This window comes from Streptomyces sp. NPDC006372 (assembly GCF_040612515.1).
Classification (GTDB): Bacteria; Actinomycetota; Actinomycetes; order Streptomycetales; family Streptomycetaceae; genus Streptomyces.
On sequence record NZ_JBEXQJ010000030.1, the window covers coordinates 69,669 to 81,300 of the forward strand.

Annotated in this window: 12 protein-coding genes; 2 read left to right on the forward strand and 10 right to left on the reverse strand. The window is 70.6% G+C overall.

Going from position 1 to position 11,632, the window contains the following annotated elements; genetic code table 11:
• Positions 1–151: 151 nt before the first annotated feature.
• The gene (locus tag ABZ016_RS32680) at positions 152–544 is read left to right on the forward strand and encodes a hypothetical protein (RefSeq protein ID WP_356920312.1); all 393 of its coding nucleotides are present in this window, start codon (positions 152–154) and stop codon (positions 542–544) included.
• Between the two features lie 5 nt (positions 545–549).
• On the forward strand, positions 550–1,218 hold the full coding sequence (locus tag ABZ016_RS32685; RefSeq protein ID WP_356920313.1) for a nucleotidyl transferase AbiEii/AbiGii toxin family protein: 669 nt from the start codon (positions 550–552) through the stop codon (positions 1,216–1,218).
• A 753-nt stretch (positions 1,219–1,971) separates the two neighbouring features.
• On the opposite strand, the gene ABZ016_RS32690 is transcribed toward ABZ016_RS32685, so the two are convergent.
• The 10 genes from ABZ016_RS32690 to ABZ016_RS32735 all read right to left on the reverse strand — a co-directional run bounded on the left by ABZ016_RS32690 (position 1,972) and on the right by ABZ016_RS32735 (position 11,615).
• Positions 1,972–3,099 (reverse strand): XdhC/CoxI family protein, encoded by a 1,128-nt coding sequence (locus ABZ016_RS32690; RefSeq protein WP_356920314.1) that lies wholly within the window; start codon positions 3,097–3,099, stop codon positions 1,972–1,974.
• A 165-nt stretch (positions 3,100–3,264) separates the two neighbouring features.
• On the reverse strand, positions 3,265–5,460 hold the full coding sequence (locus tag ABZ016_RS32695) for a xanthine dehydrogenase family protein molybdopterin-binding subunit (RefSeq protein ID WP_356920315.1): 2,196 nt from the start codon (positions 5,458–5,460) through the stop codon (positions 3,265–3,267).
• Positions 5,457–6,437 carry a xanthine dehydrogenase family protein subunit M gene (locus ABZ016_RS32700; protein ID WP_356920316.1) on the reverse strand — a complete coding sequence of 327 codons (981 nt, stop codon included), beginning with the start codon at positions 6,435–6,437 and terminating at the stop codon, positions 5,457–5,459. The genes ABZ016_RS32695 and ABZ016_RS32700 overlap by 4 nt, the downstream gene beginning before the upstream one ends.
• Positions 6,438–6,444: 7 nt before the next feature.
• Positions 6,445–7,095: a (2Fe-2S)-binding protein gene (locus ABZ016_RS32705; RefSeq protein WP_356920317.1), complete on the reverse strand. Its 651-nt coding sequence runs from the start codon at positions 7,093–7,095 to the stop codon at positions 6,445–6,447.
• Between the two features lie 301 nt (positions 7,096–7,396).
• Entirely contained in the window at positions 7,397–7,810 is a 414-nt protein-coding gene (locus ABZ016_RS32710) for a cupin domain-containing protein (protein ID WP_356920318.1), read from the reverse strand.
• 38 nt (positions 7,811–7,848) lie between these two features.
• Complete coding sequence (locus ABZ016_RS32715) at positions 7,849–8,616, reverse strand: glucose 1-dehydrogenase (protein ID WP_356920319.1); 768 nt, start codon at positions 8,614–8,616, stop codon at positions 7,849–7,851.
• Positions 8,617–8,713: 97 nt separating this feature from the next.
• Positions 8,714–8,926, reverse strand: a complete 213-nt coding sequence (locus ABZ016_RS32720; protein ID WP_356920320.1) for an SDR family NAD(P)-dependent oxidoreductase — start codon at positions 8,924–8,926, stop codon at positions 8,714–8,716.
• Between the two features lie 58 nt (positions 8,927–8,984).
• Positions 8,985–10,241: an MFS transporter gene (locus tag ABZ016_RS32725; RefSeq protein ID WP_356920321.1), complete on the reverse strand. Its 1,257-nt coding sequence runs from the start codon at positions 10,239–10,241 to the stop codon at positions 8,985–8,987.
• A 168-nt stretch (positions 10,242–10,409) separates the two neighbouring features.
• Positions 10,410–10,934, reverse strand: a complete 525-nt coding sequence (locus tag ABZ016_RS32730; RefSeq protein WP_356920322.1) for a cyclophilin-like fold protein — start codon at positions 10,932–10,934, stop codon at positions 10,410–10,412.
• Positions 10,935–10,949: 15 nt separating this feature from the next.
• A complete protein-coding gene (locus tag ABZ016_RS32735; protein WP_356920323.1) occupies positions 10,950–11,615 on the reverse strand; it encodes an SDR family NAD(P)-dependent oxidoreductase in 666 nt (221 codons plus the stop codon).
• Positions 11,616–11,632: the final 17 nt, after the last annotated feature.

Below are 11,632 nucleotides of genomic sequence, written 5' to 3' on the forward strand. Positions count from 1 at the left end.
CAGCACGCCCGGCGGACTGCCAGGAGTCAGCATCGCTCACGGAAGAGCAGACTGCGGCAACCAGCTCACCGGAGGATCCGCCCCCGCTCGCTCCGGACGCCAGCTCGCACATCATGACCCTCACAACATCTCCGGCCGCCATAATGGAGTCATGCCCTCCAGCCCACAGCACCCCGCACCCACCCCAAGGGACGTTTCGGGAGCGGACGCCGAGGACCTCGCGCTGTACCGGGAGAAGTTCCGCCGCCGTCTGCCGGAGTCGCTGGACGAGCTGCGCGGTCCGACCCACGGTGTCGTGGATCTGCCGCTGCACATGGCCTGGTCCGGAATGACCTCATACGACCTGGGCAAGCCGCGCCAGCGCATGGGCCTGTACCGCACCGTCCTGCACGAGGGCCTGTACGACGACCTGCCCCGCTACCTCAACCAGGACCTGCTCCTCCAGCTGTGGCCGGTGCTGCGCACACTCGTTGGCCGCACCGTGCGCGCCGTATGGGAAGACGCCTTCCCCCAGCTCGCCTCCCGCACCCGGGCCGCCGCGTGACGGACATGCCGGAGCTGCACACGCGGCTCCTGGCGGATGTGATCGCCCTCGGTTCCCCGTATCCACTGGTTCTCACCGGTGGATACGCCGTGCGGGCACACCGCCTCGTGAACCGCCCCAGCCAGGACCTCGACGTCGCCACCGAGAACCCGGCGCCCATGTCCGATATCGCCGCCACGCTCCGTGCTGGCCTGGAAGCCCGCGGCTGGAAGGTGCACGCGCTGGAGACCGCCCCGCTGTCCGCCCGCTTCACCGTGACCGACCCGGCCACCGGGCAAGAATGCGAAGTCGACATCCTCAAGGAGATCTTCTGGCGGCCGGTCGCCCAGAGCCCGTACGGGCCCGTCCTCGCGGAGGAGGACGTGATCGGGACCAAGGTCCGCGCCCTCGCCGACCGTGGAGCGCCCCGCGACCTGATCGACGTGTTCGCAGCCTCCCGCCGCTGGACCAATGCCGAGCTCGAAGAGTTCGGCCGCCGCCACGCCCGCGGCCGCTTCGAGCGCGAGGATTTGCAGGCGAACCTCACGGGCGCCGAGTGGACCGACGACGAAGCCTTCGCCGCCTATGGGCTTGATGACGCCACCATTACCGCTCTCCGCTCCTGGGCCGTGGAGTGGGCCGACGACCTCGCGAGCCGTCTCCTCGAAGAGTCCGATGATCCGCACATCGACTGATCACGTCCAAATGAGGGCTCGCGGGACAAGGAGCAGTCTGTGGCATCCGTCCTCGTCCGGATCGCGAGCCGGTCGCGCCAGCCGGGCGGGGTGAATGTCGGTCAACTCGATTCGACGACGCCCAGACTCTCGTCGTGGGAAAGGGGCGGGGCTACGCACCGCCCGGGACGCGGCCGTGACGGACGGCGTTCGCGGCGAGTTCGGCGACGACCAGGACGAACGTGTCGTGTGGCTCGGTGCCGTGCGGGTGGCCCCCACCCGGTTACTGACTTTCGAACTCCGAGAACTGAGCTGCCCCGGTGTGGTGCGGGATACCGAGATCATCCCGCGATGGCCCCAGCAACTCCCAGAGCCCCGAAGCGAGCGTCAGCCGAGCGTCAAGATTCCTCGACGGAACCCCTGAAAGCGCCGCCGAAGCGACCGTCTGCCTCAAGAAGTCGCAGGTCAGGCAACCTTCAAGGATCGATCTATCCATTCGACCCGCTGCGTGGAGAGGAACAGGTCGGTCGAACGGCCTGCGCCACAAAGCCGCAGGTCAGGCGCCCTTCACGGCAGGCTCAAGGATAGCCACGCACTCCACATGCGACGTCATCGGAAGAATGTCGGCTTGAGCAAGTCTCGAAAAGGGCCAGGTCAGAGGCCATTTCTCGGGTCGCTGTCCCGCCTGCGGGAGCCCAGAGCGTCAAACGAGCGTCATGACGTACAGGCTGCCTTCAGAGGGACGATGAGCCCTTGTCGTTTCGTGAGGCCGGCCTACCGGTAGCCCGCCAACTCCGACGGCCGGTGGATCGGGCCGGTGATCTGGGTCAGAGGTCTGCCCGTGCCGTGGTTGGCCTGGGCGATGATCTCCGCGGTGATGGAGACGGCCGTCTCCTCGGGTGTGGAGGCTCCAAGATCGAGGCCGATGGGGGAACGCAGCCGGGCCAACTGGCTCTCCGTGACGCCCTGCTCGCGCAGGCGGCGCATGCGCTCGTCGTGGGTGCGCCGGGAACCCATGGCCCCGACGTAGGCGACGGGCAGGTCGAGTGCCAGGCGAAGCAGCGGGATGTCGAACTTGGCGTCATGCGTGAGGACACATACGGCGGTGCGCTCGTCCACCTCGGTGCGTTCCAGGTAGCGGTGGGGCCAGTCGACGACCACTTCGTCCGCGTGCGGGAAGCGGGCGGGAGTGGCGAAGACGGGGCGGGCGTCGCAGACGGTGACGTGGTAGCCCAGGAAGCGGCCGGCCTGGCTGAGGGCCGCGGCGAAGTCGACGGCACCGAAGACCAGCAGGCGCGGGGACGCATGGACATGAACGAGGACGGACAGCCGTTCGGGGCATTCGTCTGCCTGCCCGCCGATGTCGATGCGGACGGTGCGGCCCGCCCGCATCAGGGCCCTGGCCCGGTCGGCCACGGCCCGGTCCGTCGGGCCGCCGTCCACGCGCCCGTAGGCGGCATGGCCGCCGCCGAGCACGCTCAGCGTGGAGCCGAGGAGACGATCCGGGCCGTCCACGACCTGTGCCACGGCGACCGGACGCCCTTGAGCGATCTCGGAGAGGGCCGTGGACAGGTGCGACTGGGCTGCGGGATCGATGCGCTGGACGAGGACGTCGAGTTCGCCGCCGCAGGTCAGACCGACTGCGAAGGCGTCGTCGTCGGAGTAGCCGAACCAGGCCCGCTGCGGCGTGCCCCGGTCATGGAGCACCTGCCGGCACAGCTCGTAGACCGCTCCCTCGACGCAGCCGCCGGAGATGCTGCCGACGGCGTTGCCGTCCTCGTCCACGGCTACCGACGTACCGACCGGCAGAGGGGCACTGCCGTGCACGCCGACGACGGTGGCCAGGGCGAAGGGGCGTGCCTCGCGGCACCAGCGGTGCAGAGTGTCCGCGATGTTCAGCATGGCAGTTCTCCATGTCTCCATGGCAGGACCAGGATCGGAAGGTGAACGGGCCGCCGCCACGACGCCGGGGAAACGTCACGCGGCGGCGGCCCTGGGAGGTCCGGCAGCCGGACGGGGCAGGCTGCTGGACGAGCGGCGTGCGCTCCGCCGCCCCGAGGGCATGGATCAGAGCAACGCCTCGGCGGTGATGGGCAGTTCGCGGACGCGGCGGCCGGTGGCGTTGAAGACCGCGTTGGCGATGGCGGGCGCCACGCCGATCATCACCAGCTCCCCGAGGCCCTTGACGCCGAGCGGGTCGGCCTCGCGGTCCTCGCCGTCCAGGTAGATCGCCTTGAGGTCGGGGACATCGGCGTTGACGGGGACGAGGTAGTCGGCGAGGTTGGCGTTGACGATCCGCCCGTCGCGGTGGTCGGTGACCGTGTGCTCCAGCAGAGCCGTTCCGATACCGCCGACCATGCCGCCGAGAGCCTGGCTGTCGGCGAGCTTGGGGCTGATGATGCGGCCCGCGTCGTACACCCCGAGTACGCGCCGTACCCGCACCAGGCCCAGCGTCGTGTCGACGGCCACCTCGGCGAAGGTCGCGTTGTAGCCGTAGAAGGAGTGCCGCTCCGGGCCGGACGGCGGCGCGAAGGAGCCGTCCGCTTCCAGGTGGGTGCGGTCGTTGCGGGCGAGCAGCCGCCGGTACGTCTCCCCGCGCGTGGGGTCGTTCTTCACGTGCAGTCGGCCGCCCCGCACCACGACATCGCCGGCGGCCACCCCGTACAGCGGCGACTCGCGGTCTCCGACGGCCAGTTCGATCGCCTGACGGCGGACTTTGTTGCAGGCGTCGAGGGTGGCGGAGCCGACGCTGGCCATGGTCATCGAGCCGCCGTGCGGTGGGGTCGGCGGGTAGAGGGAGTCCCCCAGCCGGAAGGTGACCGTGCGCACGGTGAGTCCGAGGGCGTCGGCGGCGACCTGGGTCTGGGAGGTGTAGGTGCCCGGGCCCATGTCGGTGGCGGCGGCCTCGACCAGTGCGGTGCCGTCGGCGTCGAGGCGGGCGCGGGCCTGGGCGGGCATGCGGGCGGTGTCGTAGACGCCGGCGGCCATGCCCCTGCCGATCAGCCAGTCTCCCCCACGTGTCGAGCGGGGCCTGGGGTTGCGGCGATCCCAGCCGAACTCGCGGGCGCCGACTGCATAGCACTCGCGCAGCCGGCGGGTGGAGAACGGCAGCCCAGACGACTCGTCCTCGTTCGGCTCGTTGCGCCGGCGCAGCTCGATCGGGTCGACGCCGAGCTTGTGGGCGAGTTCGTCCATGGCCGACTCGATGACGAAGGAGGCCGTCTGGAAGCCGGGGCCGCGCATGTACAGCGGTGTGGGCAGGTCCAGCGGCACCGTCCGGTACCTCTGGGACACGTTGGGCATGCTGTAGAGCATCTGCCCGGCCGCCAGGATGGCCTCGGTGAACGTCTCGTACGACGACGTCTCGGCGTCCAGCTCGTGCACCGCGGCGGACAGCCGGCCGCGCCGGTTGCTGCCCAGCCGCAGGCGGTACTCGTACGAGGGCCGGAAACCCGTACCCAGGTACATCTGCTTGCGGCTCAGCACGAGCTTGACCGGACGCTTCGTCTCGCGGGCGGCCAGCGCTGCGACGACCACGTGCGGCCAGCAGCGCAACGCCGTGCCGAAACCGCCGCCGACGAACGGCGAGATGACGCGCACCGCGTCCGTCTCCAGGCCGAACACCGCCGCGAGTTCGGTCTGCGTGCCCACCACCCACTGGGTCTTGTCCCATACGGTGAGCTTGTCGCCGTTCCAGCGGGCGATGGTGGCGTGCGGCTCCATCGGGTTGTGGTGGTTGCGCGCCGTCCGGTACGTCAGGTCCAGTCGTACGGCCGCTGAGCGCAGGGCCGCTTCGGCGTCGCCGCGCGCGTACCGGGTCGGCTCGTCCGGCTCGGCCTCGGTGAGGTCGGTCGAGGGCTGCTCGGCGTCGTAGCCGACCTTGACCAGGCTCGCGCCGTGCTGTGCGGCCTCCAGCGTGGTGGCGACCACGACGGCGACCGGCTGGCCGTGGAAGCGGACACGGTCGTCCTGGAAGACGCGCAGTCGCCGGCCGGGCGGATTGTTCGACCCGGAGTTGTCGCGGTACGGCAGCTTCGGCGCGTTGCGGTGGTGGAGCACCTTCAGGACGCCCGGAAGGGCTTCGGCGGCGGCGCTGTCGATCGACGTGATGCGACCGCGGCCGATGGCTGCGTCGACGATGACGGCGTGCACGGACCCCTCGACCTCGTGCTCGGCGGCGTACAGCGCCTGTCCGGTGACCTTCAGCCGGCCGTCCACCCGGGACAGCGGCGCACCCACGGCTGCCTGCGGCTGGGGGCTCACTTGGCACCTCCTACGACGCGAAGCTGGCGTTCGACAGTGCGCTTGAGCAGCTCGACCTTGAAGCGGTTGTGCTGAAGGGGACGGGCGCCGTCCGCCGCCTTCGCGGCAGCGGCCGACCAGAGGGCCCCCGAGGGGCGTTCACCGACGAGGTGCTGTTCGACGGCGGGCAGCTTCCAGGGCACCGTGCCCACGCCCCCGGCGGCGACCTTTGCCTCGCGGATCACCCCGCCGCGTACGTGCAGCGCGACGGCAGCCGACGTCAGGGCGAACTCGTACGACTGCCGGTCACGCACCTTCAGGTAGCCGGACCTGAGCGGGCGCGGGAAAGCGGGAATCTCCACTGCTGTGATCAACTCGCCTTTACGCAGGGCCTGTTCACGTTGCGGGGTACTGCCCGGCCGCAACAGGAAGTCGGCGAAGGACACCTGACGTGCCCCGTCCGGGCCCAGCAGGTGCACCCGTGCCTCCAAGGCGGCGAAGGCCACGGCGGCATCGGACGGGTGCGTGGCCACGCAGGCGTCAGAGGTCCCGAGGATGGCGTGGGTGCGGTTGACGCCGTGCAGCGCGGCACAACCGGAGCCAGGCTCACGCTTGTTGCAGTCGGCGGTCACGTCACGGAAGTACGTGCACCGGGTGCGCTGCATGATGTTGCCGCCGATGGTGGCCATGTTCCGCAACTGGGCCGAAGCGCTCAGTTCCAGCGCCTCGGATACGACGGGGTACAGCGTGCGCACCTTGGCGTGGGCGGCGGCCTCGGACATGGTCACCAGGGCGCCGATGCGCAGCCCCCCGCGCTCGGTCACCGTGACCTCGCGCAAGGGCAGGCCGCTGATGTCGACCAGGCTGTCGGGACGCTCGACGGTCTCGCGCATCAGGTCGACGAGGGTGGTGCCGCCGGCGAGGTAACGGCCGCCGCGGCGGCCCGCATTGAGGGCCTCACGGGTGTCGGACGCCTTGGTGAAGGCAAAGGGATACATCAGGCCCTCACTTCCGGCCGGCGGTCTGCTCGACCGCCCGCACGATCTTCACGTAACAGCCGCAGCGGCAGATGTTGCCGCTCATCCATTCCCGGATCTCCTCCGGCGAACCGGTGTGACCCTCCTTGATGCAACCCACCCCGGAGACGATCTGACCCGGGGTGCAGTAACCGCACTGGAAGGCGTCCTCGTCGATGAACGCCTGCTGCAATGGGTGAAGTTGATCGCCCTCGGCCAGGCCCTCGATCGTGGTGACCTCGGCCCCCTCCAGACGCACCGCGAGCGTCAGACAGGCGTTGATCCGGTGGCCGTCGACCAGCACCGTGCACGCCCCGCAGGCCCCGGCGTTGCAGCCCTTCTTCGAGCCCGTCAGACCGAGATGCTCGCGCAGCAGGTCCAGCAGCGACGTCCGGTTGTCGACCGTCACCGTCCGGCGGGTGCCGTTGACCGTCAAAGAGACACGGCTGGACGGCGGCCGCTCGGCGGCCGTGACCTCTTCCGCGCCGATGAGGGAGGTCCCTCCAACGACGCTCCCCGCGACGACCGCGCCGCCGACCACGGTACTCGTGGCGATGAAGGTGCGCCGAGTGGGCGCCGGGGAGGACTCGCCGGCTCCGGTGGGGGGTTGAGCGGCAGGTTCGGGGAGTTCAGTTGACATAGGTACGCCTTCGTATCGCTGACGGATCGGCCCTACACATCAGCCGGACGCGAGAGTGGATGGTCGTCACCACGGGGAAGTCGGCAACCGCGCGTTCTGGAGGCGGCTACCGGTCACCTGGGGAGTCTCGCACCACCGGCAACGCTCGTGACAGGGAGACTTTCCTCCCCCCTTGAAGCTCCGTCAGAAGTGACTGACCGACGTCATCGGGGGCACTTGCGCGCGCTGCGAGGCAGGCGGCAGTCCCCGGGACGCCGTGACGTCCTGAGCGAGCCCCGGATGCGCGTGGAATGGGCCGGGGCTACTGGTCGCGGGTGCGGGGGCCGTTGTACTGCTGCTCGGTGACCGGCTCGGCCCAAGTGATCTCGGGAGTGCCGTCGCCCGTGCCCTCCCACAGGGCGATGTGCTCCATGAACCGGTCGGGGGCGGCGCCGTGCCAGTGTTCCTCGTTCGGCGGGCAGGCGACGGTCTCGCCGGGGCGGGCCTCGAAGACGGTGCCGTCCCGGGTGCCGATCAGGGCGATCCCGGAAACGACGTGAAGGGTCTGGCCCAGAGCGTGGGAGTGCCAGTTGGTGCGGGCGCCCGGCGAGAAGCGGACCAGGTTGGCGCGCATCCGCGACGGCTCCTGGCCGGCCACGATGACGTCCCACCACACGTCGCCGGTGAACCAGTCGGCCGGGGCCTTGCTGCTGGGCTGCTGCTTGATGAATTCCATGATCTCTCTCAGCTCTCTTTGCTCTGGGTGGGCCGTCCTCAGCGGGCGACGTAGCCGCCGTCGACGGGGAGGGCGACGCCGACGACGAAGCCGGCTCCGGGGCTGCACAGCCACAGGACCGCCTGGGCGATCTCCTCAGCGGTGCCGAGCCGGTTGATGGGCTGGTTGGCCTCGGCCTCGGCGCGGTCGAGTTCTCCCTTGGCGATCATGTCGCTGACCATGGGGGTGTCGATGGTGCCGGGGCAGATGGCGTTGATGCGGATGCCTCGGGGGGCGTATTCGAGTGCCGCGCTGCTCGTCAGGCCGATGACTCCGTGCTTGGAGGCGTGGTAGGAGGCGCGGCCGGGCAGGCCGACCAGGCCGCCCAGGGAGGAGCAGTTGACGATGGCTCCGCTGCCCTGGGCACGCATGTGCCGCAGCTCGTGCTTCATGCACGTCCAGACACCGCGCAGGTTGATGGCGTTGACGCGGTCGAACCGCTCGGCGGGCTCGTCGGCGGCGTCGCTGGGCGGGACCTGGATGCCGGCGTTGTTGTAGGCCATGTCGAGGCGGCCGAAGGTCTCCACGGTGCGGTCGACGGCGGCGGCGACCTGGTCCTCGTCGCTGACGTCGCAGGTGAGGGCGAGGGCTTGGTGGCCGGCGTCGGTGAGTTCCTTCGCGGCAGCGTTCAGGGCCGCTTCGTCGATGTCGGTGAGGGCGACGGCGGCTCCGGTCCGGGCGAACGCGCGGGCGGTCGCCAGCCCCATGCCGGCGCCGGCCCCGGTGACGAGGGCGACGTGGCCGTTGAAGTCGTAGGTGGGATTCACGGGGCGTTGTCCCTTCAGGTGGCAAGATGTGGCGGTACGGCTGGTGCCCGGGGTGCCTGGCTGAACTGCGGTGGCATGACGCCTTGCCGCGACGCCGTCAGGCGGTTTGGCTGCCGCCGACGACCATGGCGTGGTCGGTGGCGAAGGAGGCGGCGTCCGAGCAGACCAGAACACCGTCCGGGGACAGGTCGGCGAGGGCGACGCGGGCGCCTGCGCGGGCGAAGGCGTCGGCGGTCACGCGGCCGATGCCGGAGCCGGCTCCGGTCACGAAGGCCCCCTTCCCGGTGAAGCCCGTGCTGTTCACAGTCATGTGCGGAGTCCTCTCGCTTGCTGGTACGTCGTCGGCCGTACGCGGATCCAGGCTTGAGTCAGTGCTGCGACGACACCTGCGCGGCCTCATCGCGTCGCCGCTGCCCGGGAGCGCTGCTCCGGGCCACGATCCGGCCCTTGCCGGATGAACCGTGGACGGCGAGGGCGATCAGGGGCAGCAGCGTGAGGGCGGCGATGACGGTGCCGACCAGGGGCGGGCCTGTCAGGCCGAGGGTGGAGTCCAGGGCCGTACCCGCGAGCGCCGATCCGGCGGCGATACCGGTGTTGAAGGCGGAGGTGGTCAGCGCCGAGGCGAGAGTGGGGGCGTCGCCCGCGAAGCGCATGGCGAGGGCGGTGACCACCGGGTTGACCGTGAAGCCGGTCAGGCCCATGAGGAAGACCAGGAGGGTGGCCGTCACCGCGTTGCCGGACAGCGGGATCATCAGGAGCAGGACCAGGGCGGTGGCCGCGGCGGCGGTGATGGTGGTGACCATCGGACGCCGGTCGCCCAGGCGGCCTCCCGTGGTGGTGCCGCCCAGGGCGCCGACGCCGAAGGCGATGAGGACGAGCGGTACGGCGCCTGCGGGGATTCCAGCGCGGTCGGTCAGCAGCAGCGTGACATAGGTGTACGTCGCCAGGACGCCGCCCATGATCAGCATCGCGGCGCCGAGCGCCAGCCACAGCCGGCCCTGCCGCAGGGCCCGGACCTCGGCCCGCAGGGACACCGCGATGCGCCGCTCCTGGACCGGGATGAAGCGGCCGATGAACACGGCGGCGAGCCCGGAGAGGACGGCCAGGGCCCAGAAGGGGCCGCGCCAGCCGGTGAACTGGCCGGCGAAGGAGCCGACCGGCACGCCGATGACGTTGGCCAGGGTCAGGCCGCCGATCATGACGCCCGTGGCGCGGGTGGCGTGGTGCGGGCCCGCGGCGGCGGTGGCGACGACGAAGCCGACGGACCAGAACGCTCCGGTGGCCAGGGCGGTGACGACGCGGGCGGCGAGGACGATCGTGAAGGAGGTGCTGAGGGCGGCGACCAGATGTCCGAGGCAGAACACGGACAGGGCCAGGATCAGTGTCAGGCGCTGCGGAAGGCGCAGCGTCGCCATGGCCATGGTCGGCGCACCGACGATCATGCCGATGGCGAAGGCGGTGATCAGCAGGCCGGCGTGGGAGACGCCGACGCCGAGGTCACCGGCCAGCTCCGGCAGCAGGCCGGCGACGACGAACTCGGTGGTCCCCATCAGGAACGTGCCGGCGGCGAGCACCCAGACGACGAAGGGGAGCTTGCCGGGGGTGGTCCCGGACGCGGAAGGCATACGTGTGGTCTCTCCTTACGTGGAATTCGGCGGATCATGGTGGCGGCTGAAGCCGTCGCGGTGGACAGTGGACGGCGCGGCCACGTCTTCGACGGTTCCATGCAGCGAACCGGACGAAAAGAGGAGGATCTCCTCCCCCCTTCGCGCACGGGCGAGCGGTGGGGCGGGTCAGTGCGCGGCTTCGATGGTGATCTCGTCGGCGCCGGCGAGCCGCTCGGCGCCCCCGTCGGCCATGTGCCCGAGTATGACCAGGCCGGTCGCGTACGGGGCGTCGCGGTAGTAGGTGGCGAGCTGGTTCCAGGGGGCGTAGTAGGCCAGGTCGCCGACCTCGGGGTCGGCGCCTTCCGGGGCGCCGGAGGTGGACAGCTTCCGGGGCAGATCGGCGATCTTCTCAGCCTGGTGGAGGTCGCGCAGGGAGAGGGTCAGGGGGAGCTGCGCGGCGAAGTCGCGGGCTGTGGGGTTGTCGTTCAGGGTGGCGGCGACGGGGTGGCCGTCGAGGGTGAGCCGGATGTTCATCGCTGTGGTCCTGCCGGTCGGTGTGGTGGCTGCCGGGGCCGTCGAAGCCTGCGGCGACGCGGACTCGGAGGAGGAGGCGGAGGAGGGCGGGGAATCGTCGGTGCAGGCGGTCATGACCAGCAGCAGGGCGGCGGCCGGGAAAACGCGGGTGAGAGCGCGAAAGAGGGCGGGATTCACGGGGTCGTCCTGTGGCTAGTCGGGCAGAGGCTCGGAGTAGTGGCGGAAGCCGTCCCGGTCGGTGTGGATGTCGTACAGGCGCTGGGCCAGGGCGTCGGGACTGCTGTGCTCGGCTTCGGGCCGGATGGCTCCGGGGATGATCAGGTGGGCGGCGTGGATGTTCTCCGGGGCGAGCGCGTCGTGAAGCATGCGGGCGTAGGCGCTCTCGGCGGCGAAGGCGATCGAGGTACCGGCGACCTTCGGGTTGGGACGTACGGCGCTGGAGCCGTTGACGAACAGCAGGGTGCCGCGGCCGAGTTCGCGCATGCCGGGCAGGACGGCGTTCACCGCGGTGACAGGGCCCTTGACGGAGAAGGTGAGCGGGGCGTCGAGGTCGTCGGCGCTGGTGTCGAGGACCGGCTTCATGAAGTGGGCCTGGGGAACGGGGCTGTACTGGAGGATCTCGATGGGCCCCAGGGTGGTCCCCGCGGCGTGCAGGGCCGTGGTCAGGGACTCGATGTCGAGCACGTCGGCGGTAAAGCCGCGGGCCCGGATGTCGTCGTGGGCCAGCTCGGCGGTCATCTCCTCCAGGCGCTCGGCGTTGCGTGCGATGAGGGCGACGGCGTGGCCGGCGACGCCGAAGCGACGGGCGGTGGCCAGCCCGAGACCGGGGCCGGCGCCGATGAGCCCGAAGGTTGTCATGGGATTTCTCGTTCCTG